This window comes from Flavisolibacter ginsengisoli DSM 18119, assembly GCF_900129295.1.
Taxonomy (GTDB): Bacteria; Bacteroidota; Bacteroidia; order Chitinophagales; family Chitinophagaceae; genus Flavisolibacter; species Flavisolibacter ginsengisoli.
Window position 1 is genome coordinate 327139 of sequence record NZ_FQUU01000001.1, and the last position, 24650, is coordinate 351788.

Genomic DNA, 24650 nt, shown 5'->3' on the forward strand with positions numbered 1-24650 from the left:
GAAAGAGAATATTGTAGTGGTCAGTTATTTTGCTTTCTTACATATTTTGTAAGGATCACTATCACCTGACCTTCTATCCGCCCTTCTATTTGTTCTGTATTATTTTCAACAAGCCTGATATTTCTTACTACTGTTCCTAATTTAGCATTCAGCGTTGAACCTTTTACATCCAGTGATTTTGTCAATACAACAGTATCATCGGAATGAAGCACCACTCCATAGGCATCTTTATGCAAGTCCACAGTTCCATCACTTTCATGATCGCCTGTAGCTTTTGCCCAGGTCAGCTTCTCCTCATCGAGGTATAAAAGGTCAAGGTTATCAGCAGCCCAGCTTTCATTGCGCAATCGGTTCAGCATTCTCCAGGCTACTACCTGCACACCCGGTACTTCGCTCCACATGGTTTCAGATAAGATCTTCCAGTGATTGCCATCCAGTTCTTCCTTCTTTTCCACCTGGGCCTCGCATTTAGCGCATATCATGATGCAGTTGTCTTCACTCCTGGTATCCTGTGGCTGCACTTCATACAATTTCAAGACTGTTGCAGATCCACACAGTTCACATTTGTTACCACTTCTTTGAAGCAGTACTTCTTCGAGCTTCATGTTATTTGGATTTTGGGGGCGAAGGTAATGGTTCCAATGCATTGCTGGCTACACCAATTGGCTATTAAGATTAACAACTGATCCATTCCGTTTCTCAAAAAATTTTGCTATTCAGGAATTAATTGGAACAAGAAATATATATTCTTTATAATTTACAATTACAATTGGATGATCATGATCATGGATAATTTTATAAAGAGCCTGGATAGCGATCACCCACCTTCCCCTATATCAATTTACTTGCAGGCTTTATGGTATGATGCAAAAGGAAACTGGGAGCAGGCGCACCAACTGGTACAGGACATAGAGACTGCAGAAGGATCCTTGATACATGCGTATCTGCATAGAAAGGAAGGCGATATTGCCAATGCAGGTTACTGGTACAGGAGGGCAGGTAAGTTACTGCCGGAAATATCGCTGAAGCAGGAATGGGAAAATATCGTCAAAGCCTTTTTACTATAAACGTGGCAGAGACATTATTACTTCAATTTGATCTTTCCCACACCTTGTTTTGTAATTTTTACAGGTTTAATAAAGCCTTTTTCATCGAAGTACATTTTGTCTATACAAACTACTCTATGATTTGCGGCCTTTTCACCTAATGGGCGGCGATGATAAATGATATACCATTGATCCTTACCAGGAACCTGTACCACTGAATGGTGCCCTGCTCCTGTTGCCACAGTAGAATCCTGTTTCAGGATAGTTCCTATGCGCTCAAAAGGACCAAAAGGTGAATCAGCCATAGCATATGCTACTCTGTAATTAGGACCGCCCCACCCCCCTTCAGACCACATAAAATAGTATTTGTTTTTACGGGTGAACAGCACAGGTCCTTCAACATAATCTTTGGATGTAATCTCTTTAAATAGCTGTCCATCTTTTAAAGGCTGCAAACCTGTAAAATCATCTTTTAACCTTACTATGTTACAATGTCCCCATCCCCCATAGATCATATAATACTCACCATCCTTATCACGAAATACAAACTGGTCTATGGGTTGCGCCCCATTCTCAACCGTACCAATCAATGGCTTGCCAATGTAATCTGTAAAGGGACCTCCAGGATCATTGGAAACAGCTACACCTATACCACCGATTTCACCAGGATGAACATCATTAGCGCTAAAGAATAAATAATACTTTCCGTTTTTGGATATTATGGCAGGTGCCCAGATAGCTTTGGTGGCCCATTTAACTGATGCGGTATCCAGTATATGCTTATGGGTTTTCCATTTTACTCCATCACTGGAGGAAAAAGCATTTAGGTATACCTGTTGCTCATAAGGTGCCGAATAGGTGGGATAGATCCATAATTGCTTATTAAAAATGGCACCTTCCGGATCGGCATACCAACCTGGAATAACCGGGTTGGAACGAGAAACAAATACGGATTTCTGCGCTTGCGCATATATAGAAGAGAAAAATAAATAGAATATAATTGCTACTAGCCTGTTCATTTGGGGAATTTGATTAAGCATTAAAAGTATTGAATATCATATTATTTTTTTAAGTGCTACAAAATTTAAAGCAGAGAGCCAGGGAAATCTAAATTATGGCATGGAATTTTAATTGCTGTGGAGCATTCCCGGTTGAATGACATAAGTTAGGCCGGGCATTATTTTAAATTAAAATTTTAAGTATGAAGACATTTATTTTAATAGCGGGTATAGCTGCTAGCCTTATTGCCTGTAATAATGAATCAAAAGAAACAACAACAGTTGAACAGGATACTGTGTCTGATACAGCTACTACAACAAATACAACAACCACTACCACAACTTATACACCAGCAGAAGGAGATGTTTCTTACAGGAATGGAAATGTAGTAGTGTGGAGAAACAATGAATGGACGAAAACTGATAAGGATGTAACGCTTGATAATGGTGTGGTTGTACATAAAGATGGCAAGGTGGAAAAAGATCATAATGTTGTGGTACTGGATGATGGAGAAGTGGTAAATAAATCAGGCAGGTTTTTCGACAAAGCTGGCAATGCTATAGATAATGCCTGGGATGCCACCAAAGAAGGAGCTAAAAAAGCTGGTAATGCCATAGAAAAAGGAGCCAATAAAGTTGGTGAAAAAGCAAAAGATGTATTTGATAAAGATGATAAAAAGGAACATAAATAATTCTATAAACATTTACTTGTAATTACCTCACTTCGTAAACCGATCTTATTTACATTTTTTTACGCTTAACCAATTGTGTTAGAGCAAGATAGCAGTTGTGTAACCTTTCATGAATATATGAAAAAGCAGTGGCATCATTTTAGTGTAAATAAGTAATAACACTAAAAAGTACAACTATGAAAAAGATAATAGGTATAGCACTGGTAGCTATTTTGGGTTTAAATGCTCCGGCATTTGCTCAAAACAAAGTGGATAAGGCTGGCAAAGCCGTAAAAAAAGGTGCATCAAAAGCCTGGCATGGCACTAAAAAAGGCGCCAAGGCAGTAGGTAATAAAACTGCGCAAGTAGCCTCAAAAGGCAAAGCCCGGGTTACGGATAAAAAATCTGATGTGTGGATAGGCCCTGAAGGCCAAACTATATATGTTTCTGGTGATAACCGATATTATTGGGTTAATGGTAAGGGAAAACATATTTACGTAAGTGAGGCCGCTTTAAAAGCCAGGAATAAAGACTAGGCGTTACCAACTTTTAAAAGGTCATCATCTGTTGCTCAGATCATTAGGGCAACAAATGATGATCTTTTATTTTGCAGCTATTCCTTATATGCTCACCAATATTTATTATAACTATTAGCTGCTATTTATTATAACTATTAGCTGCTGTAAGCTTCTTTATAGCAGTAACTTAAAATTTACCAATACAGATTAAAATTAACTCCTTCTATTGCAGACGAGCAATGTATGGAGCAGGAAACCTATGCATATGCCTGCTATTATTTGCCTGGTGTTGTCAACAGGTATAAATCTTGTGCAACCAGGTGTTATTTCGTAAACACCTTTGGCACGGGCATACATACCACCGCCTCCTCCCGCTCCTTCCCCTATGGGTTGATCTTCCTGGGTAATAGCATTACTATCACCATGTTTCTTATTTTTCTTTCCCTGTCCAAATCCTCCACCTAGTCCATAAGCTATTCTTGCCACAGGAATAATGGTTTTATCGCCGGCTCTAATAGGCTCACCAAAAATATTTTTTACTGACGCTGATTGTTGAAAACCAGATGCCAGTTTTTCTATGAAATTTTGATCAGGCATATAGTTTGATTTAAATGATTTAGCAGAACGTTTACGATACAAACATTGATCTGTAAGATTCAACTTGTACAAAGCTCGCTTTTTCACCTAAATCAGAACTCAGCAACAGCGTTGATTACATGGTTATAATAATTCAGAAAAAAATGTTTCCAGGTTAACAGAATCAATTACTACCTTTCAATAGGCTTTACCATGATCTGTAAGATCATCCAATCTTTCCCCTGCGCATAACTCCCCTAGTCCGGCATTTACATTTTTAAACCAAAACAATAATATGAAACAGTTGATCATTTGTTACTGTCTGGCGTTCTTTTTATTCTCATGCAAAGACAATGAAACAAAAACCAAAGGCATGGCTACAGTTGCCACAGACAGTACTACTACAAAAACAGCGACAGATCTCCCTTACCAGGCTTTATATTCAAGCGAATGGAATAATGATGTTTCAGATGCAGACCTTAAAATGGTTTTAACTACTTACAAAGACTGGGAGAATAATAATTTGAGCGGTCTTTTGAAATCCATGGCGGATTCAGTTGAAATTGATATGTCTTCAGGGGAGCATTCCAAAAAAACCAATGCCGACCTGGGGAAGATGTGGTCTACTTACAGGGACAGTTTGAGTTCAGTTAAAATTACTATGCATGCATGGAACAAAATGCATTCTATTGACAAGAAAGACAATTATATCGTTACCTGGTATGACGAAACTGATACATACAAAAACGGCAAAGTAGATTCAGCGAGTTATCATGATATCAACCAGGTAAAGGATGGAAAGATCAACTGGTATTCCCAATACAAAAGACCCAAAAAATAGGCTGCATCAACTTTTATTATATTGTGTGCAGCAGGATAAAGCAATAAGATTTGAATTCCCAGGATAATTCGTGAAGCAAGGTAATGCCCTGCATTACCTTTATTTTAATTGCATAAGGCCTTCGAAACTGTTTCTTAAACTTACTGCACCCAATACCATTAATGCAGCTAAAACAAGTCCCAGGATGAGAAATACAAGGGCCATGTCCGCTAATGGGAAATCTATATATGTATTAATCCCAATTAATTTTGCCAACAGTACAATTATCATAAGATAAAAAGCAGCCACCATAGTATAGTTAGGCCTGGCAATAGTTTGAATGTATGTTTTCCTGTCCTCTTCTTTTAAGGTACAATTCAGGTAAGCCATCCTTTTGGGGAAACCGATAACATTTAAACTGGCAAATGTCCATTTAGGCCAAAATTGAAAACTTCCATCATCGTATAGCTTACCGGAAATATTTTCGGAGTAATCATACCATGGAAGCCTGAGGATAGATTTTATTTCTGCATGTACATTTTCGAAAGAGTCCTGTACTAAATATGTCTTTTTAAATGAAAAGAATAGGGTCATAGAGTATTGCCAAAACGCTTATTGCTAATCGTGAAAGCGTAGTCGCAAATGTATGGCCATTGGCAAACTGGCCATACTTGTTTTGGTTGCCAATTTTTTAACTATGTAAAACTATATCCGTATAGTTTAATTTACAAAATACATTTATTTGTCTGGAATTTAGGTAACTATTCACTGTCTAATAACCTTCGGTGATAGTTAACCTGACCTAAATGATAGGCAAGGTGAGTCGCCAGGTGAACCAGCATATATTCTGTTGATGTTCTTGTGTCCAGGACAAATAATGGATACTCTTTACTTAGCTCCGATTCATCAAGCTTGCTGAGTACCTGGTCAATTATTGACATTAAGCCTGTAATTTTCTTCACCAGTACTGTCCTTGGAATGTATTTAAGTGAGAACTCCTGGTCCCTGTTTCTAATGTAATTTATTCCTCCCAGTTCTTTCCCGATATAGGTATTAAGATTACCCGCAATGTGCAGGCAGAGATTTCCTGAAGAATTGGCAATTTGCTTATCTATGATCCAGATCTTTTCTTCGCTGGTATAACTTTCTATTTCTTTTTTCAACCTGTTAAGGTCCCTGTTAAACAGGCTTTTAAGTGTTTCCAATAACATACTAAGAAGAATTAATTAAATACATGGAGACAAAGCTGCTTTCCGTTTGAGAAAACGCTTATCTACAGTTATAATCCCACACATAAATTACTAACTAATCTATCGGGATAAGTTTTGCATTTTCATCCAGCCACATCTTGAATGATTTTAATTCAGGATTTAACTGTTTTGAAAATTCAACATTGCGCACACTGTTACAAACCTCATCAAAGTCACGATAAAATTGAAACATATTGCCCAAGTCATCCGAACCAGGAAATCCCAGTTTACGATAGCTTTCAGGAGAAATATTATTAAAACGAACTTCTTTACCCAAGGCGCTGGTAAGCGCATTTGCCATTTCCTGCCCTGTTAGATGCTCTCCGGCAACGCCAATTGTCTTTCCTAATAATTCTTTACCTTTTTTAAAGATCCCATAGGCACATTTACCTATATCTTCAGCAGCTATACCAGCCATTTTTTTATCACCTAATGGGAGTGTCAGGTACAATATACCGTCCTCACCTCTTTTTGGTCCACTTCCAAAATAAATAAAATTATCCCAATAGAAAGAAGCCCTTAGAAAAGTGGTAGGGACGCCAAAGTCAATAAAGAATTGATCTGCTTCACCTTTAGCATCAAAATGGGGAACTTTATATTTTCCCATCAGGGTTGGAATGCGATCATCCTCAATTGGAACCCATTTTCGGGTATCCTCCAGCGTTGACCAGATCACATGTTGCAATCCAGCTTCTTTAGCAGCTTCTGCCATTTTTTTAGCTTCCTCCAATTCTTTTTCAGGTGAAAAATGTGCCCAATAAAAAGTAACAAAATAAGCCCCATAGGCGCCTGCCAATGCCTTTGCCACAGTTTCACGATCATCAATATTGGCCGCTACAACTTCAGCTCCCAATTGAGCCAGCTCCTTCGCTTTGTCAGAATTCACATCTCTTGTGACAGCCCTGACTGCGAATTCCTTGCTTTTATCAGAAAGAATAGCACGGGCCACACCTCCGCCCTGGGCCCCGGTAGCACCGAATACAGTGATAATTTTTGATTGTGACATGGCTGTTAGTTTATAGTTTTTATAAATGATGTTATTTACTACGGTAAGTCCGAGTTAACAAAAACAAAGATTTCCAGGTATAGAATATTTGAATGGGTGGAATTAATAAGTGACAAAGTCCAACAGGGCACTAGATTTCAACTTCACTTTTTACCAAGAAGCTACGTGTTCATGAAGTTCCAAAAAATTACAATATTATAAGAAGCTTTTTACAACTTCCCCAGGATCAACCATGTATTGGACTTAATTACAGCTACAAGACAAAATGATCTTATGTACATGTGCTTACCTAATTTCAACATGAAATGAACAGTTATTGCTTTTCTTTGTATTCTGCTAGAGTATTCAATTATAACCCAAAAACCAATTTATGAACCTCAAGGATAAGGTAGCTTATATCACAGGTGGCAGCAAAGGAATAGGATATGGTATAGCGAAAACACTATTGAATGAAGGGATGCGTGTCGCCATAACAAGCCGTAATTTAACTTCTGCAAAAAAAGCTGCAGAGTCCCTTAGCAATGACCCTACACGTATTTTGGCCATTGAATCAGAGGTAAGTTCAATGGCTTCGGAAGTGAAGGCCATTCAATCCGTCATTGAACATTTTGGGCAATTGGATGTGTTGATTGCCAATGCAGGTGTTGGACATTTTGCACCTATAGATACCCTTTCAGAAACAGAATGGAAACAAACAATTGATACCAACCTTACTGGTGTATTCAATAGTGTAAAAGCAGGAATTGATGCATTGAAAAAAACCAAAGGCTATATTATCACCATTGCCAGCCTGGCAGGCACGAATTTCTTTGAAACTGCTTCCGCTTATAATGCCAGTAAATTTGGGTTGGTAGGCTTTACCCAAGCTATTATGCTGGATCTGCGTAAGTATGGTATCAAGGTTACTACCATCATGCCTGGATCTGTAGCTACTCATTTCAATGACCATACACCTTCAGAAGCTGATGCCTGGAAGATCCAGCCTGAGGATATTGGACAGATCGTTGCTGACCTGTTGCATATGCCTGCAAGAACATTACCAAGCAAGGTGGAGGTTAGACCCTCAATGCCAGGAAAAGGATAATCCTGCTTTAAATAAAATAATATTATTGATAGAGTTCACTGGAAATGGTTACACAAACACAGGTACCCAATCCTTTTCCTGTTTTCACCTTTAGCTGGCCATTGATAGAGGCTACTCTTTCCCTGATATTGGTGAGGCCTGGAGTGATCTTTTGCTGGCCTAATTCAAATCCCTTTCCGTCATCTTGTATTGTGAGACATATTTCATCATTCAACTTTTCAAGGCGGATCTTTACAGATGAGGCACCTGCATGGTTCATAATATTGCTGAGCGCTTCCTGGCAGATCCTGAAGAAATCCAACTGCGTATCATAGGTTAATAGATCTTCATTAAACCTGCTCTCATAAATGCAGGGAATGCCGTTCAAAATAGAAAATTCATTACAAAGCCATTCCAGTGTATCATGCAGGCCCAGGTCTTCCAACATATTTGGACTAATGGAAAAAGAGATCCGGCGCATAGCATTGATCAGGAGGTCAGAAACTCCCAGGGCATGGTCGATCCTGGTTTGAGTTGGCCTCGGCAGATCTGGAGTATGGTGCCTGATCCAGTCAAGATCCATTTTTACAACGGAAGCCAACTGTGCCAGCTCTTCATGTAGTTCAATAGCCAGATATTTCCTGTCTTTTTCCAAACTGGCTTTAAAGTGACTGGCCAGGCTTTTAAACTTTTTATACTTTTCCTCTATTTCCAGTTCTGCCTGTTTTTTGACAGTTATGTTCTTGGCAATGGCCAACACAACTTCCATGTCCGGAAGATAAATGGAGGTCCAGTGCAACCATACTACTTTACCTGACTTTGCAACATAACGGTTCTCAAAATTTACCAGGGCCTCGCCTTCAAATAACTTATTTCTTTTACGGCTGGTGAGCTTTTTATCTTCCGGGTGAATTAAGCTGGAAATAGGCCTTGCCAATAATTCTTCCCTTGTAAATTCCAGTGTATCTATTACTGACTGATTTATTTTTTTAAAGAATCCCTCCCTGTCAGCTATGCACACCAGGTCCGGCGTGCGTTCAAGAAAGGAGAATACATCATAATCAGTTTGTTTCAATAGGTCCATGGAAAAATGAAAATACAGAAATACAAGTATACTAAAGATTAAACTATTAGATTGATTTGCTTCTCTTTATGAAACTTCACTATATCATTTATTCCTTCTTAGTTACCTTGTATAGCCTCCCTTCATCCGTTATTGCATATAAAGCACCATCTTTACCTTCAGCTACATCCCGAAAGCGCTGTCCTTCATTGGCCAGCAAGCGCTCTTCACCAGTTACTTTGTTATTTTGGATAACAAGGCGGGCAATATGGTTGCTGTTTAAACCGGCAACAAATAAATTATTCTTCCATTCAGGTATTTGATCGCCTGTATAGAAGGTTATGCCACTTGGAGATAATACAGGATCCCAATAATAAACAGGTTGTTCCATCCCATCCTTCTGAGTAATCCCTTCTCCCACCTTCTGTCCACTGTATTCCAGCCCATACCCTATGACCGGCCATCCATAATTATGTCCTGGCTGTATCCGGTTCACCTCATCTCCTCCTCTTGGACCCATCTCAGATTCCCAAAGGTCTCCAGTCTGGGGATGGAAGGCCAGGCCCTGTACGTTCCTGTGTCCATAGGAATATAGTTCGGGTCGCACACCTTCCTTTCCAATAAATGGATTCCCGGGAACTGGCTGACCTTCCTTCGTTACACGGATGATCTTTCCCAATGCGGAGTTCAATTGCTGGGCCTGTGGTCTTGTAGCCAGGTCTGAACGTTCACCGGTACTAATTATAAGGTTCCCTGATGGATCTATAAGCAGGCGGCCGCCATAATGCAGGTTTCCATTATAAGCGGGGGTGGCACGGTATATAACTTTTGCATTTTCCACCTGCTTTTCATCTGCAGACAAACTGCCCTTAGCCAGTGCCGTTAGATTACCTTCCGGAGTGCTTTCTGAAAAAGTCCAGAAGATCATCCGGTTTTGATTGAACTGCGGATCTACAGCAACATCCAGCAAGCCCCCTTGCCCGGATGCATTCACTTCGGGCAACCCGGTAATAGGTTCGCTAACTTCTCCGCTTGTGGTTACAATGCGCATAACCCCGCCTTTTTCAGTAATTAGCAAACGACCATCAGGAAGAATAGCTATACCCCAGGGTCTTTTGAGGGAATTGGTAAGTATAGAAACTGAATAAGGTGTATTGGTGTTTACACTCCCTATCCTTGTTTGCCCTGGAAAAGCTGGCTTATAATCAGAATTGGGTTTCCTGGTTTCAACTGGAGGCAAAGTAGCAGTATCCCGGGGTAATGAAACGGAAGATGTATTATTGGAATAGCTACTGCAAGCTGCGAATAATAAAGAGGTAATAGCCACTATCATTCTAAACTTAAACATATGTATGGTTTGGATGAAGTTATAAATTACAAAAGCACTTGCAATAACTTTACCATTAAATTAAAAAACCGCTTCATTTCTGAAGCGGCTTGTATTTACATGGTCTTCTTTGGCAATCGTTCCTTACCTGTAAAAGGCAGGTCAGAAGATATGATGGTCACTTTGTTCACCTTCATTGGATATTGTTCTACTACCTTATCTTCTTCCAGTATAGAGGCAGGCAGTGCTGACTTCAGGTTATTGGAATAAGACATGGGAGAAGGAGCATTTTCCTGCAGGCTTTTAGCTAGTGGCTCCGCTTCCGATTGGTCTGTAACAATTACTATATCCATGTTCTTCGTCTGCCAGTATTTTTTCATAGCCCTGTTAACATCAGATAAGGTAAGCTTCGCCAGCAGTTTATCCATCTCTGAGATATAATCTTTACGCCCATAGAAACGTGAATCCATTAAAAAGCCCAACTGCCTTTCAGGACTTTGTATATACAATTTAATATAGCTGCGCAGGAAATCCCTGGTAAGGTCAAAGTCTTGCTGCGACATGCCGTTCTGGATCATATTATCCATTTCCTTCAGTAACATCCGCAATGCATAGTGTGCATGCCCAATATTAATTGTATTCAATTCAGGGTATTGTCCTTTCAATCCCTTAGCTGTTTGCACCGGCCGTATCCAAAAACTAAAATAATTAGATGACCTGGGCACACCTGGTGGAGGCAACATGTTTGCTCCTCCGTTATCATACCATTCGATATAGGTATAATCACCATAGTTCATTGAGCGTTGTTCCCTCAATTTCTGGTATAGGCGTGAATACTCCTTGCGGTGTTCACCCAGCCATGAATTAGCCACCATCATAGCGGCAAAATCATCGTTAGCCCGGGTAAGATTCATGGGAAAGCCTCCAAAGATGGCAGACCCCAGGGCATTCTTTTTTGCTATGATCTCTACGTTGATGCCATCAGGCATTAGAGCCCTTCCGGCAACAGGCAAAGCACCCTGCAAAGCTGGCAGCGCCTGCATGTCCTTTTTTAAGGTGGCTAGAAATGCCGGGGTATAATTACCTGCTATGCCAATGGTCAGGTTATTTCGCGTGAAGTATTTTTTATACTGCTTCTTAACATCATCCAGGGTTATATCTTTCAAACTATTGCTATTCCCGGCAGTAAGGTGCTGGTAATTTGTTCCCCGGAATAAAAGGTCTTCCAAAGCCTTCTTACTGAACTCTTCATCCGATGATGTGCGGATCACTTCATCAACATAATTCTGTTGATTTGATTTCACCCTGTCGAAGTCCTTTTGGGCAAATGAAGGATTCAATATCAACCCTTTTATTATTGGGTAAAATTTAGAAAGAAACACAGCAGGCACCTGGAAGGTGAATACACTTACTTCTTTATCTACATGGCTGCTATAGTTAGCAGCCCAGGGATATATCTTATCAGTGATCTGTTCTTTGGTCAGTTCTTTAGTGCCTCCTTCGGTGATCAGTGAGGTTAGTAATTGGGTAACACCTTCTTTACCTGCCGGGTCGGCAATAGAACCATTCCGAAACATGAGCTTTATTACCACCTTGTTGGATTTTGGCATTTTCAACTCCACCAACTCCTGTGCAAAGATGTGAGTGCTGGCAGCAGCCAGTAATAAGAATAATATTTTTATGCGCAGTTGCATGTGATTGTTTTTTGATTAAGAAAATTACTTTACATCAACAGAGTCGGCGGGCGATATGGTACCAATAGTAAGCCCTGTAGGCACGAAATACTTTTGTGCTACATTGACCAGGTCCTGCGTACTTACCTTATCATATAATGCATATAGCCTGTTCAACGATTCAGGATCACCAGTCAGGTACACGTAATGAGATAGTGATTCTGCAATGCTCGTTGGGTTGTCTATGCTCATGGCAAAGCTGTACTTCAGGTTGGACTTGGTGTCGGCCAGCAATTGTGCCGGCACTTTATTTATTTTAGCATCTTCCAGCGCCTTAACTATTTCATCTTTTACATACTGCATATCTGCGGCATTCACTACAGAGGCATAAATATTAAACAGGTTAGGATCTCTTGAATCAGTGGCACCGGCTTGTATAAAGCGCACCTTCTGTTCATCCAGCACCAGCTTTTTATAGAGATCACTTTTTTCAGAAAACAGTAGGCTGGATAATACGTCCAGTGCGGGCATATCTATTTGCTGGTCATTAAAAGATGGACCTTTATAATTCAGGGTAAGCAAAGGCGGAAAGCCTTTTAATTGTATATGCGTATACCTGGTTTCTGTTTGAGCTTCCTCAAAAGGGATCTTCGAAACATAGTCACCTTTCTTCCAGTTTCCAAAGTATTTCTCAGCCAGGGCATTTACCTTGTCGGAGGCTACATCTCCCACCACAATGATAGTAGCATATTCAGGCCGGTAAAACCGTTTAAAGAATTCTAATGAATAGTCGTACTGGTTAGGCATGTCTACCACATCTTTAAAATAGCCCATTGTTGTATGCCCATAGGTATGAGCCTTAAAAGCAGTTTCAGCAATTTTTTCATTTAACTGCACAAAGGGGCTGGCAGAGTTCTTGGTATACTCTCCTTTCACTGCACCCGCCTCCGTTTTAAAGTCCTGCACAGAATACTTCAGGTTCTGAAACCTGTCGCCTTCTATCTCAAACATGGTTTCCAGTTTACCGGCATTACCCGTCATATGATAGATGGTCCTGTCAAGCGAGGTATTGGCATTGGCAGAAGCGCCAGTGCTTTTGAGAATAGCGCTGTATTTATCAGAAGGAAACTTGTCCGTTCCCCTGAACATCATATGTTCAAAGAAATGCGCAAAGCCTGTTTTCCCTGGCTCTATTTCATCCCTGGAGCCAGCACGGATAACAATATAAAAGGCAGCAAGACCAGGACTGTTGTACGGCACCGTCACAACATTTAAACCGTTAGCCAGTTTCTTTTGAAAAATTGGATAAGGCAGAATCTTCTGTACAGCCGACTTTTGGGCATATCCAATTCCTGAAAGCATAAGAAACGCCATCGCAAGCAATAATGTACTTTTCATTTTTTCGTTGAAGGTTAAATTGATTACAGACCCGAGTGGGCCATAAAAGAACACTATAAGATATTAAATAAAATGATCAAATGGCGCATTTTCTCTTTTTACCTGTTATTAATGTCATTTATGTGCACAGTCCCATTTTATAAAACATGCCTGGTCAATTTAGAAAGTACATTTTAAGGGAGCCCCTGTTCTTCACTTCGATTTCTCCACGGTATTCACATGAGAATTCATTTTTTATCTCATTATAAGTGGTCTCTGATAAATTGATGCGTCCATGTTGAGACATGGATTCCATGCGGGAAGCTATGTTAACAGTATCACCCCAGATATCATACTGCCATTTCTTGATACCTACTATTCCAGCTACAACGGGACCCGTGTGAATTCCTATCCGGATATCAAAATGACTTAACGTATCCGGAGCATGCAGCTCTGTTCGCACCAGCTCTATCATTTCCCTGGCAGCCTGCACCACATTCCTTGCATGTGCATGATTGGCAGTAGGTAGTCCACAGGCACACATATAGGAATCCCCAATGGTTTTGATTTTCTCCAGTCCATATTTAGTAGTTATTTCGTCAAAACCTTTGAAATAAAAATCAATACTCCGCACCAACTGTTCCGGTTCAACATATTCAGCATATTTGGAAAATTCCACAAAGTCAGTAAACAAAACAGTAACCTGGTCAAACTTGACTGCTTCTACCTTACCATAACGTTTTAACTCCCGGGCTGTTTCAGCTGGTAAGATATTAAGTAACAGGCTTTCTGATCTTTTCTTTTCTTTTGAAATGATCCTGTAAAACCAGTACAAGGTGACAAGAATTATAGAAGCAAGGCCCAGGATAATGAGGAGGGATAAAACAATAATATGCTGGTTTCGCTTTTCCTGGTTCAGCAGGTCCACCTCTACCTGCTTTTGAGCTACTTCATAATCCGTCCGCAGATCTGCCATTTTTTGTACAGACCTTATGTTATTCACACTATCCCTGTAGATTATATGATCCTTGTAATATTTTAATGATGCTTCTGTATTGCCTGCTTTCTCATATAGTTCAGAAAGTTTTAGATTGGCATCGCTGATCTGCTCCTTTAGACCATATTTTTTTGCCAGCCCGAGGCTTCTTTGGGCATAATTCAATGCTGTCTGGTGGTCACCTTTTTCCTGGTAAATATCTGACATGGAAATAAGGTATACACATATGGGATAGTAATCTTCCAAAGAAGACAATAATTGAATGGCTTCATTAAGGTTCCTCTCTGCTAGTTCTTTAGCACCAATGTTAGCATATACCATCCCGATATTGCCCTTGCTGTACCCTTTCCCCATCAGGTAATTCACTTTTTCAAAAATGAGTCCTGACTCCTTGAAATATCTAAGAGCAGAATCATAATTCTTATTATTGAGAAATTCATCACCTGCATTTGAAATAGCAGATGCCAGGGCAATTGAATCCTTAAATTGCCTCAGCGTAGCAATAGCCTTATTATAATAAAGCATTGCATTGTTATGATTATTGGAGATTGAATAAATATCTGCAATGGCGCCATATACGCTCCCTTCGCCTTTCAGACTTTTGGCCTTTCTTGCAGCTTCTCCACTTTTGAAATAGGCATCCAGGGCTTCTTCCATATCGCCCAGTAATCTTTTTTTATTTCCTTTTTGAAAGTAACCTTGGTGCAGGTAAAATTCATTGCCTTCCTTGCCAGCCAAACTAATCAGTTGTTCGGAATATTTCAGAGCCAGTTGAAGATCATTCACTTCATTAAATGCAAGGTTCCTCAATAACTCCATTCTGGCAACACCTCTTAAAGTATCTGCCTTATAGATCTTTGATAAGCTGTCTGCCAGTTTTTGATCCTGTGCAAACCCATAATGGATGGTCATACAAAAAAAGCTTATCAATAAGTAATAAGCTTTCCGTTTCCAATTCATAAACGTGTTTTAAGGATTCACCTGGATTTTAGGATCATAGGTAAATGACCCTCCTCCATTTTCAGCTGTCCATTGTATGTAATAGGTTTCTTCCGATCCCTTCACTATGTTCGGATTAACTGCTCCCTGCCAGTTAGCACTATTGCCGCTTCCCATCTTTGCAGGATCAGGGTTGAAAACATCCGTAGAGTTAGGATAATCTGTAACCGAGGTAACGGACTGCACTCCTGAATTTTGCCCTATTAGCCAGGTTACGGTATCACCTGGATCTACATTGGTTTTCCCATGGTCAGATAAGGTTAGTGCTCCGGTGGAAGTATTACTGCCTACGATTGTAATGGGACGATTTGCCATTTTGATATAGTTTATTGGTTAAAGAATTGTATTGATATATTTCACCTCATTAATGGAATGAAAATACATTCTAGAAAATGGTGTCGTCGCCTGGTCAGCACTCTGTTTCAGAGGCGGATCTGCCTGGTATTTTTGAAGTTAAATTCCGTGAAGGATATTATGATCTTGATTGAGTAGTATTCTAACGGGCAGGTACAAACCGATAACTTCACTTATGTACTATTAAATATAAATAAATAATCCGAAAGAACTTTCCATTGTTTGAATTATTATTTTACACTCCCTTAATTATTATACAAAAAGAAGAAATTGATTTATTCGAAAAAAAAGAATTTAACTCCTTGCTATTTTTAACCCATGATGACCGCATCAACCGTAAAAAGAACTAATTCATCAGATAAAGACTTTCAAATACTTATTACGCATTTGGACCATGAACTGTGGAATGAATTAAAAGAAGACCAGGCAACCTATGATCAATACAATAAGGTACCCGACCTTGACACTGTACTTATAGCTTATGAAGGTGAGCAAGCGGTGGCATGTGGATGCTTTAAGGTAATTGCTCCTGGCACTATTGAGATAAAAAGGATGTTTGTTGAAAAAGAATGGCGGAGAATTGGTCTTTCCAAAATAATTCTTAATGCCTTGGAACAATGGGCATTAGAGAAAGGATATCAGCATGCCGTTCTTGAAACAAGCATTCATTTTACAACTGCACGACGTTTGTATGAATCAAGCGGCTACACCATCATCCCCAATTATCCACCTTATGAGGGTTTGTCAAAAAGTGTTTGCATGTATAAGCATTTAAAAGCTTCACCCTCATCTGGTTCGTAATTGAACTCTTCCCATCAGCTATGAATATCTGACAGTAAAAACCTGTATATTTAGTAAGAACACGTTTTTATTACCAATAAAACTGCTTATGAAATTTTTGGCATTTATAGCCCTTTGTATTTTTTGTTATCATTCATCATGGGCACAACCTTCTGCGAATAATAAACAGGATAGCATAGCACGGGCAAAAAAAGATTCAATGAAAATGGCAGCTTTCTTTGCCAGGGCTTATTATCCCCTGATCAAGGGTAGTAAAATGTCAGGAGTTTTGCCTGTAGAAGGCATAACCGAGATACCAGACCCGAAGATGAAGTATAAGTTATTGCTGGAAGATGTGTTCCCTGTAAGGGATTCAGTTTCAGCAAAAGAGGTTAATGGAGGGTTGGCCGAGGTAGGTCGGATCATGAACCTGCATATAGCATCCGGTATTCCGAAAAACAAGTTAGACATCGTAGTGGTGGTGCATGGCCCGGCTATATTTTCTCTTTATAATAACCAGAATTATCATAAAAAATACGGCATTGATAATCCAAACATTGCCATGATGGATGAATTGGTAAAAAATGGAGTGCGCTTCATTGCCTGCGGACAGGCTATGAATTTTCTTGAGGTAAAAAAAGAAGAAATAGATCCCCGTGTACATATTTCATTGACAGCTCAAACCGTATTATCTGGTTACCAACTCAAGGGATATATACTGAATACCATATCAGATGATAAATAAGCAATTTACAATTTTATTGTAGTGCTAAATATTGAAAGCACTGGTAAGTCTTGTAAAAAATATTAACCATTCACCTCTTGAAATAGCCTGTTTCATAGCACTAATGTTTTATGAAACAGGCATAAGTTTGTATCAGCATTAAAACGCATCAATCATGGAAACAGCTAACAAAACCAGGATCACTGTTGAGACAACAGTCAATGCACCCATTCAAAAAGTTTGGGACTACTGGATAAAACCAGAACACATCACCAAATGGAATGCAGCTTCCGACGACTGGCATACCCCATGGGCTGAGAATGACCTTCGTGTTGGAGGAAAATTCCGCGCACGCATGGAAGCAAAGGATGGAAGTTTTGGATTTGATTTTGAAGGTACCTATGACGATGTGCAGGAGAATAAATACCTGGAATACACCATCGCTGATGGACGGAAGGTGCAGGTTGATTTTTCAAGCCAGGGAAATTCAACGAAAGTCACTGAAACTTTCGAAGCAGAAAATACTAATTCAATAGAAATGCAACGAGGGGGATGGCAAGCCATCATGGATAACTTTAAAAAGTATGCAGAATCAAAGTAAACATTCAAGTTGTTAGCCCGGTAACAGTTTGCATAACAGCTCTATTACCGGGTTGCATTCAACTACTTTCAATATCATGGGTACTCATGCCATGGGAGTAAAGTAAAAGAACATGATCCTCTATCTCCTCCATTACTCTTTTACGCCTGGGTACTACCTGGGGCTCAAAACTCGATTCCCTATCCCTGCGAACTTCTATTGTAATATTACCAGGCTTTGTTTTAAGTTTTTTTGAGCTGGTTCTATTGCGGCTATTGGGGTACTCACAGGCATCAGGAGCCTGCTTTTTAACTAAAATCGCCCGGCAATAGCAGCTGCGGTAATCCTGATCACCCAAGTGCTGTGCCTCCCTGTCCCTTTATACAGTTATCTAAACACTTCAGGACAAGACACTATGGTACATCCTGCCAACCTTCGGGATGTCCCGAAGATATCCCGAGGATATCCCGAGGATAAGCCGAGGATAAGCCGACTCTTATAGAGTCGGGCTATCCTTGGGACATCTATGGCTTATGTATGGAATATCATTGGGTTATGGTGGAGAGTGTTAACCTAACTGCTTAAGAATGGTTTGCCATAAAAAAAGTCCTTGGCATGGAATTCTTATTTTTATCTAAATAATTGATTTTCATGAGGAAGTTATTTCTATTGCTATTCGTTACCCTTAGTTATACCATATCGTGGGCCCAACAGGTACGTTATGATTTCGCTGCACCTAATGCAGCTCACCACGAAGCTGAGATCACACTCACAATTTCTGGCATTAGGCAAGGCCCTGCAATCTTCCGCATGAGCCGCTCCTCTCCCGGCCGTTATGCCACACATGAATTTGGGAAAAATGTATATAATGTATCGGCAGCAGATGGAAATGGAAAAACACTAACAGTAATAAAAACTGACGGTGATGTATATACGGTACCGAATCATAAAGGGCAAATTGTTCTGCATTATACCCTTTATGGAAATTATGCCGATGGCACTTATGCAAGCATTGACCAAACGGGTTACCATCTGAATATGCCCGCAAGCTTTATGTGGGTAAAAGGGTTGGAAAATGCGCCCATCACCATCCATTTTTCCGATGTTGACAAAAGCTGGAAGATCGCTACACAGCTAAAGCCTTCCGGAGAGGCCAATACTTTTACAGCTTCGGGATTACAATATTTCATGGATTCTCCTGTCAAGATCGGTAAGCTGCATACCAGGGAATGGAAGGTGACCAATCCTGACCATAAGACCTACACCTTCAAGCTGGCGCTGGAAGCAGAAGCATCTGAATCGCTGGTTGATTCCTTCACCCAAAAACTACAGCTTATTGTAAAAGAAGCACAGGCCGTGTTTGGAGAAGTGCCTGCTTATGATAATGGAAGCTATACATTTATTGCCAGCTTAAACCCTTATGTGCACGGAGATGGCATGGAACACCGCAATTCAACTATGATTACCAGTGGCCGGGTATTCACCGGAGCTAATAGTTTCCTGGGCACTTTTGCTCATGAATTTTTTCACTGCTGGAATGTGGAACGAATACGCCCCAAATCGCTTGAGCCCTTCAATTTTGAAAAGAGCAATATGAGTGAAGGCCTGTGGGTGGCTGAAGGGTTCACTCAATATTACGGATTGCTCTTAATGAGAAGAGCAGGTTTAACCCCTGATTCTATTTTCACCCTGCAAATGGCTTCCCTTGTCAATGCAAAGGAAAACACGCCAGGGGGGAAATATTATACTCCCCTTGAAAACAGCCAGCGTGCGGTATTTGTAGATGCAGGTGTTTCTGTTGACAGGACCAATTACCCAAACATGTTTACTTCTTATTATTCTCATGGTGGCGCATTAGCACTTGCGCTGGATATGGAACTGCGGGATAGGCCCGGCAAATCGCTGGATGGGTTTATGCGTGAACTCTGGAAGCGCTTTGGCAAAACTGAAAAACCATATACTATGAATGGCTTACAGGATGCATTGGCTGCTTATACGAATGCTGATTTTGCTAAAGTATTTTTTACAAAATATGTATACGGGCATGCTTCCATTGATTATAGAAAGCTATTATCAAAAGCAGGTCTTGAAGTTTCAAGTACAGGTGCAGTAGCTGACATTACAGGCAGTACACGTTTGGAAACAGAAAAGGGCAAACTGGTAGTTGCAGATAATACCATTCGCGATACCCCCTTGTATGATGCAGGTGTGGATGCTGGGGATGAATTAACAGAATTAGATGGTGAGGCACTTCATAATGAACAGGATTTAGAAAGTATCTTGTCAAGGCACAAAGCTGGCGAACAGTTGAAACTGGTTTATAAGCACCGCAATGCGTTAATTGAAACCAGCATAAAATTGAAAGGCAATACTGTGTTGAATGTTATCCCATCCAACAAGCTTAATACTTCCGGGAATGAAAAATTAAAATCCGATTGGCAATCATCAAGGGCAAAGTAAAAACAGAAAACATAAAAAGATAATGCAAATGCATCCAGCGTAAATTATTAACCACGAAGGAGAAGAAAAGCGACCCCTATGTAAAACACTCGCATTTAAGCATAAACTTTGTTTAGCATTCCAGGGACAGGTTATATATAGAAAGGCTTTAAAAAGTGCCAGATGAAATTACCAGGTGGTTTAAAAGCATTGCATTATTATAATTTCCGGCTATATTTTTCAGGACAGGCTATTTCATTGATAGGTACCTGGATGCAACGTATAGCCGTGAATTGGCTGGTATATACGGTGACGCATTCAGCTTTTATGCTCGGCCTTGTTGCTTTTGCGGGACAGATACCGATGTTGATATTATCACCCTATGCCGGAGCCTTTGTTGACCGTCATAGCCGTTATCGTACGTTATTAGTTACACAGATAGCATCAATGGTGCAGGCAGGCCTCCTGGCCCTTATCGTATTGACAGGCTTTTATAATATTCCTGCCATTATCTTTTTAAGTGTGCTGTTGGGTGTGATCAATGCATTTGATACTCCTGCCCGGCAATCGCTCATGATAGTACTTGTAGAAAACAAGGGCGACCTTCCCAATGCCATTGCACTGAATTCCTCGATGGTAACCCTGGCGCGGCTCATTGGCCCCGCGCTTGCTGGTATCCTGCTAAGCAGCTTTGGTGAAGGTGTTTGTTTTCTTGTCAATTTCCTGAGTTTTATTGCAGTCATCCTATCGCTGCTTTTGATGAAAATTAAGGTGCCGGAACGTAAAAAACATACTGAACCCATATGGAAAGGATTAGTGGAAGGGTTTAATTACATGAAAAAGCATAGGGGCATCAGTTCTGCAATTGGTTTAATGGCGTTGACAAGCCTGATCGTAATGCCTTATTCCAATCTGTTCCCGGTGTTTGCCCAAACCATTTTCAAAGGCAATGTCACCACCTTCAGCTGGCTTAACAGCATATCTGGTTTAGGAGCCCTTTTTGGAGCTATTTATATGACCACTATCAAGCCTGGAAAAAGCCTGTTGCGCATCATCGTTTTATCAAGCCTGCTTTTATCTGTATCCCTGATGTTTTTTGCATATAGCCATTCCCTGCTTGCTGCCCTCATTTTCATACTGGTGGGTGAAAGCGGCATGCTGGCACAGATAGCTGCTACCAACACCTATGTGCAAACGAATGTTGATGAACATATGCGGGGAAGAGTTATCAGTTATTACGTTATGGCTTTCCAGGGCATGCAGCCAATAGGAAGCTTATTGGTTGGCTGGTCAGCACATGCAGGAAGTGCACAGGCAACAGTTTTCCTGGAAGGATTGGCAGGTGTTGTCATTGCCTTGTTGTTTATCCCCGCTTTGAAAAGAGTTAAAAGAATGTCCCTGGAAAAACAACTGCACCGTAACAACTGATCATAGCTCCCTGTCAATAAGATGCTATTATCTTTTCTAACTTTAGGAAAAGCATCTAACCATGAGCGACGAAGATAAAAAGAAGTTGCACCTATTCTTTGAACAAAGTGGATTCATCAATGCTTTAAAAGCGAGAGAAATTGGTGAATTTTTTAATCAAAGAAAAATTGATAAGAACCAGCTATTTTTAAAAGAAGGACAGGTAAATAATGAATACCTTATCCTGGAGGAAGGGTGCATGCGGGCATATACTTATGATGTTACAGGAATGGAAGTAACTACTGCATTTTATGAAGCAATAGAACCTGTCTTTGAAGTAGCCTCCTATTTTAACCGTACGCCTTCAAGAGAAAACATCCAGGCTTTAACAAGCTGCAAAGGTTGGAGTATCAGTTATGAGAAACTGAATTACATTTTTCATGCTATACCCGAGTTCAGGGAATTTGGCAGGTCAATACTGGTGAAGGGCTTTGCCGGTTTGAAAGTCAGGATGCTCTCTATGATCACTGAAACAGCAGAAGAAAGATATACTGGATTATTAACCGCTAAGCCCGGGATATTTCAATATGCTCCACTAAAATATATTGCTTCCTATCTTGGCGTTACTGACACTTCCTTAAGCAGGATAAGAAAAGAAAGAATGAAAAAAATCAATTAGTCCATCGAATTATTTCAATTTTATTGGAGCAGTTAATTCTTGCCATTTGGCAAGAGAAATGAATTTGAACTTTAATTCCTTTGTTGTATAAATATTCATTTATGCAACACTTACCTTTCTGGCTGCCACTCCTTTTCATACTGATCACATTTTGCACCATCAGTGTATTCTATTTCGCTTCAGGCAAACGAACAATTTTTCTTGTTATCATTCTATGCTTCCTCCTGGTAGAAGCTGGTCTGGGCCTCTCAGGCTTTTTTACAAAAACAGCTGGCATACCTCCAAGACTGGCTTTGCTTGTCCTACCTCCCCTATTATTCATTATTGGCCTGTTCATTTCCTCAAAAGGACGTTCTTTTATTGATAGTTTGAATATGGCAACACTCACCATTTTACATACCATCAGGATAGGGGTTGAGATAGTGTTATTTGGCTTGTTTCTTTATAAGGCAGTACCCGGGTTAATGACATTTGAAGGCAGGAATATGGATATCATTTCAGGCCTTTCCGCTCCCATTGTTTATTATTTTGGGTATAAAAAAGCCAAGCTACCTTCAGCAGTCATTCTTGGTTGGAACCTGCTTTGCCTGGCCATATTGCTCTTTACAGTTATCAATGCTATTTTATCTGCACCTACACCTCTGCAACAATTGGCTTTTGATCAGCCAATGATCGCCATTCTGTATTTTCCATTTGTATGGCTGCCGGGAATAGTAGTACCTCTTGTTATACTATCACATCTTTCTGCAATTAGACAACTGGTAAAGTCATTACTATTAAAAAAGCAAACAAGGGTAACATTGGCCATTTAAAGCAATGCCAGGATCAATTTAATTTCCAGATGGTATAATTTAATATGCCGGCAAAACTGACCCAGGATATATAGGGTACTAATAACCAGGCGGCAGTTTTATTGATTTGGGAAAAGAGGATTATAGTCACCAGCAAACAAATCCAAAGCAATACGATATCAATAAAAGCCAGTCCTATCTGGTGTTGATTGAAGAAAATAAAGGACCAACAGAAATTAAAAAATAATTGTAATGCAAAAAAGACCAGTGCCACTCTTTTTTCGTCTACCGGCTTATCATTCTTCCATACCAGGTATAGCGCAATGCCCATAAGGATATACAGTATTGTCCATACGGGACCAAAAACCCAATTTGGCGGGTTCCATGAAGGGGTTTTAATGGACCTGTACCAGGTACCTGTCCCAGTAGCTGTAAAATAACCTGCAATTGCTGCCACTACCAGGGGAATGGCTATTGATATAACGAGTTTGGTTGTGTTATTCATATCCGTGACGATAAATTTAATACAATCGAATAGAAGAATTGTTTATTGTCCTGCCAGATAATGAGCAGAACTGAAACAAAACCCGGATTGAAAAAGTGTTGCTATTCCACAATTTGTCATGGAATGATTGTTTATACATTTTGTGGAATAAAAAATCAATGGATAAACAATATTATGTACACCACAATAAATCTTCTATTTTGATTAAAAAAAACATGCTAATCCTTCAACAATTTTTGATCCAGCGGTGTTATTCTGACAAATTAATCATATGAAAAGAATACTGTTGCACTCACTCCCATTACTATTATTAATAGGTTTTCTAACCTCCTGTTCAAAAGAAGATGATGTGATGGCACCTGCTACCGCCCGCGTGATGGTGGTGCATGCTTCACCCAATGCACCTGCTGTAGACGTAAGAGTAAATAACACTGTTGCCTTATCCAATGTGGCCTATCCTGTGAACAGCGCTTATACAAGTATCAATGCTGGCAGTACGAATTTAAAAGTGTCGCCAGCCGGATCCACCAATTATGTTATTGATGCTACTGTAGATCTGAAGAGTAATATGAACTATTCAGTATTTGCTATAGATTCAGTTTCTAAGATCAAGGCAGCGGTTGTTATGGACGATCTGACTGCACCAGCAACTGGAAAAGTACATGTGCGTTTTTTCCATTTCAGCCCTAATGCCCCGGCAGTGGATATTGCTGTAACCGGAGGACCAGTAGTGTTTTCAAACAGGATGTTCAATGACCAGGCAACAAACGCTTCTTTGTCCAATTTCACTCCTTTGGATGCTGGTACCTATAACCTCGAGGTTAGGCTGGCAGGAACCAATACTGTTGTATTAGCGCTCCCTAATGTAACGTTAACTGCAGGCAAGATCTACACTGTTTTTGCCAAAGGATTTGCAGGCGGAACTGGCATGCAGGCATTAGGTGCACAGATCATAGTAAATAACTAATTATCCTTATTATCTAGCTATTGTGCCCCGCTTTATGTGG

General features: G+C 40.1%; 26 protein-coding genes and 1 pseudogene. 13 read left to right on the top strand and 14 right to left on the bottom strand.

Annotation, left to right across the window (positions count from 1 at the left end; all coding sequences use genetic code 11):
- Positions 1-20: 20 nt before the first annotated feature.
- Positions 21-605, bottom strand: coding sequence for a PhnA domain-containing protein (locus tag BUA53_RS01305; protein ID WP_072833428.1), 585 nt, complete (start codon positions 603-605; stop codon positions 21-23).
- Positions 606-779: 174 nt separating this feature from the next.
- On the opposite strand from BUA53_RS01305, the gene BUA53_RS01310 reads away from it, so the two are divergent.
- The gene (locus BUA53_RS01310; protein ID WP_072833604.1) at positions 780-1067 is read left to right on the top strand and encodes a hypothetical protein; all 288 of its coding nucleotides are present in this window, start codon (positions 780-782) and stop codon (positions 1065-1067) included.
- Between the two features lie 17 nt (positions 1068-1084).
- Here the strand turns inward: BUA53_RS01310 and BUA53_RS01315 are convergent, their stop codons facing one another.
- Positions 1085-2065: a glycoside hydrolase family 43 protein gene (locus BUA53_RS01315; RefSeq protein ID WP_072833605.1), complete on the bottom strand. Its 981-nt coding sequence runs from the start codon at positions 2063-2065 to the stop codon at positions 1085-1087.
- 182 nt (positions 2066-2247) lie between these two features.
- Between BUA53_RS01315 and BUA53_RS01320 the strand changes: the two genes are divergently transcribed.
- Together BUA53_RS01320 and BUA53_RS01325 are read left to right on the top strand one after the other, a co-directional pair.
- Positions 2248-2736, top strand: a complete 489-nt coding sequence (locus BUA53_RS01320; protein ID WP_072833429.1) for a DUF6799 domain-containing protein — start codon at positions 2248-2250, stop codon at positions 2734-2736.
- Positions 2737-2912: 176 nt separating this feature from the next.
- Entirely contained in the window at positions 2913-3251 is a 339-nt protein-coding gene (locus tag BUA53_RS01325) for a hypothetical protein (RefSeq protein WP_072833430.1), read from the top strand.
- 195 nt (positions 3252-3446) lie between these two features.
- On the opposite strand, the gene BUA53_RS01330 is transcribed toward BUA53_RS01325, so the two are convergent.
- Entirely contained in the window at positions 3447-3830 is a 384-nt protein-coding gene (locus tag BUA53_RS01330; protein WP_072833431.1) for a GerW family sporulation protein, read from the bottom strand.
- A 352-nt stretch (positions 3831-4182) separates the two neighbouring features.
- Here BUA53_RS01330 and BUA53_RS01335 point away from each other — a divergent pair, with 352 nt between their 5' ends.
- Positions 4183-4650 (top strand): nuclear transport factor 2-like protein, encoded by a 468-nt coding sequence (locus BUA53_RS01335; RefSeq protein ID WP_139256303.1) that lies wholly within the window; start codon positions 4183-4185, stop codon positions 4648-4650.
- Between the two features lie 99 nt (positions 4651-4749).
- Here BUA53_RS01335 and BUA53_RS01340 read toward each other — a convergent pair whose 3' ends face one another.
- The 3 genes from BUA53_RS01340 to BUA53_RS01350 form a co-directional block, all read right to left on the bottom strand.
- On the bottom strand, positions 4750-5223 hold the full coding sequence (locus tag BUA53_RS01340) for a hypothetical protein (protein WP_072833433.1): 474 nt from the start codon (positions 5221-5223) through the stop codon (positions 4750-4752).
- Positions 5224-5390: 167 nt separating this feature from the next.
- Entirely contained in the window at positions 5391-5840 is a 450-nt protein-coding gene (locus tag BUA53_RS01345; protein WP_072833434.1) for a DUF1572 family protein, read from the bottom strand.
- Between the two features lie 94 nt (positions 5841-5934).
- Positions 5935-6885 carry an NmrA/HSCARG family protein gene (locus BUA53_RS01350; RefSeq protein WP_072833435.1) on the bottom strand — a complete coding sequence of 317 codons (951 nt, stop codon included), beginning with the start codon at positions 6883-6885 and terminating at the stop codon, positions 5935-5937.
- Positions 6886-7255: 370 nt separating this feature from the next.
- On the opposite strand from BUA53_RS01350, the gene BUA53_RS01355 reads away from it, so the two are divergent.
- Positions 7256-7969, top strand: coding sequence for an SDR family oxidoreductase (locus BUA53_RS01355; protein ID WP_072833436.1), 714 nt, complete (start codon positions 7256-7258; stop codon positions 7967-7969).
- Between the two features lie 22 nt (positions 7970-7991).
- On the opposite strand, the gene BUA53_RS01360 is transcribed toward BUA53_RS01355, so the two are convergent.
- The 6 genes from BUA53_RS01360 to BUA53_RS01385 form a co-directional block, all read right to left on the bottom strand.
- The gene (locus BUA53_RS01360; RefSeq protein WP_072833437.1) at positions 7992-9032 is read right to left on the bottom strand and encodes a sensor histidine kinase; all 1041 of its coding nucleotides are present in this window, start codon (positions 9030-9032) and stop codon (positions 7992-7994) included.
- A gap of 88 nt (positions 9033-9120) precedes the next feature.
- On the bottom strand, positions 9121-10359 hold the full coding sequence (locus tag BUA53_RS01365; protein WP_072833438.1) for a PQQ-dependent sugar dehydrogenase: 1239 nt from the start codon (positions 10357-10359) through the stop codon (positions 9121-9123).
- A gap of 95 nt (positions 10360-10454) precedes the next feature.
- Positions 10455-12032: a M16 family metallopeptidase gene (locus tag BUA53_RS01370; protein WP_072833439.1), complete on the bottom strand. Its 1578-nt coding sequence runs from the start codon at positions 12030-12032 to the stop codon at positions 10455-10457.
- 24 nt (positions 12033-12056) lie between these two features.
- Complete coding sequence (locus tag BUA53_RS01375) at positions 12057-13409, bottom strand: M16 family metallopeptidase (protein WP_072833440.1); 1353 nt, start codon at positions 13407-13409, stop codon at positions 12057-12059.
- Positions 13410-13563: 154 nt separating this feature from the next.
- The gene (locus BUA53_RS01380; RefSeq protein ID WP_072833441.1) at positions 13564-15345 is read right to left on the bottom strand and encodes an adenylate/guanylate cyclase domain-containing protein; all 1782 of its coding nucleotides are present in this window, start codon (positions 15343-15345) and stop codon (positions 13564-13566) included.
- Positions 15346-15354: 9 nt separating this feature from the next.
- Positions 15355-15699 carry a hypothetical protein gene (locus BUA53_RS01385; RefSeq protein WP_072833442.1) on the bottom strand — a complete coding sequence of 115 codons (345 nt, stop codon included), beginning with the start codon at positions 15697-15699 and terminating at the stop codon, positions 15355-15357.
- A gap of 357 nt (positions 15700-16056) precedes the next feature.
- On the opposite strand from BUA53_RS01385, the gene BUA53_RS01390 reads away from it, so the two are divergent.
- From BUA53_RS01390 to BUA53_RS01400, 3 genes are all read left to right on the top strand, one after another.
- Positions 16057-16539: a GNAT family N-acetyltransferase gene (locus BUA53_RS01390; protein ID WP_084079742.1), complete on the top strand. Its 483-nt coding sequence runs from the start codon at positions 16057-16059 to the stop codon at positions 16537-16539.
- 88 nt (positions 16540-16627) lie between these two features.
- A complete protein-coding gene (locus tag BUA53_RS01395) occupies positions 16628-17263 on the top strand; it encodes a DsrE family protein (protein ID WP_072833444.1) in 636 nt (211 codons plus the stop codon).
- A 154-nt stretch (positions 17264-17417) separates the two neighbouring features.
- Complete coding sequence (locus tag BUA53_RS01400) at positions 17418-17843, top strand: SRPBCC family protein (RefSeq protein ID WP_072833445.1); 426 nt, start codon at positions 17418-17420, stop codon at positions 17841-17843.
- 61 nt (positions 17844-17904) lie between these two features.
- Here the strand turns inward: BUA53_RS01400 and BUA53_RS01405 are convergent.
- A pseudogene (locus tag BUA53_RS01405) lies at positions 17905-18132 on the bottom strand (transposase); the annotation flags it as partial.
- 341 nt (positions 18133-18473) lie between these two features.
- Between BUA53_RS01405 and BUA53_RS01410 the strand changes: the two are divergent.
- From BUA53_RS01410 to BUA53_RS01425, 4 genes are all read left to right on the top strand, one after another.
- The gene (locus tag BUA53_RS01410; RefSeq protein WP_072833447.1) at positions 18474-20282 is read left to right on the top strand and encodes a M61 family metallopeptidase; all 1809 of its coding nucleotides are present in this window, start codon (positions 18474-18476) and stop codon (positions 20280-20282) included.
- 162 nt (positions 20283-20444) lie between these two features.
- Positions 20445-21689: an MFS transporter gene (locus tag BUA53_RS01415; protein WP_072833448.1), complete on the top strand. Its 1245-nt coding sequence runs from the start codon at positions 20445-20447 to the stop codon at positions 21687-21689.
- A 61-nt stretch (positions 21690-21750) separates the two neighbouring features.
- Positions 21751-22347 (top strand): Crp/Fnr family transcriptional regulator, encoded by a 597-nt coding sequence (locus tag BUA53_RS01420; RefSeq protein WP_072833449.1) that lies wholly within the window; start codon positions 21751-21753, stop codon positions 22345-22347.
- 101 nt (positions 22348-22448) lie between these two features.
- On the top strand, positions 22449-23159 hold the full coding sequence (locus tag BUA53_RS01425; RefSeq protein WP_072833450.1) for a hypothetical protein: 711 nt from the start codon (positions 22449-22451) through the stop codon (positions 23157-23159).
- A 13-nt stretch (positions 23160-23172) separates the two neighbouring features.
- On the opposite strand, the gene BUA53_RS01430 is transcribed toward BUA53_RS01425, so the two are convergent.
- Positions 23173-23643 carry a TspO/MBR family protein gene (locus BUA53_RS01430; RefSeq protein WP_072833451.1) on the bottom strand — a complete coding sequence of 157 codons (471 nt, stop codon included), beginning with the start codon at positions 23641-23643 and terminating at the stop codon, positions 23173-23175.
- A gap of 271 nt (positions 23644-23914) precedes the next feature.
- On the opposite strand from BUA53_RS01430, the gene BUA53_RS01435 reads away from it, so the two are divergent.
- Positions 23915-24610 carry a DUF4397 domain-containing protein gene (locus BUA53_RS01435; protein ID WP_072833452.1) on the top strand — a complete coding sequence of 232 codons (696 nt, stop codon included), beginning with the start codon at positions 23915-23917 and terminating at the stop codon, positions 24608-24610.
- Positions 24611-24650 lie beyond the last annotated feature (40 nt).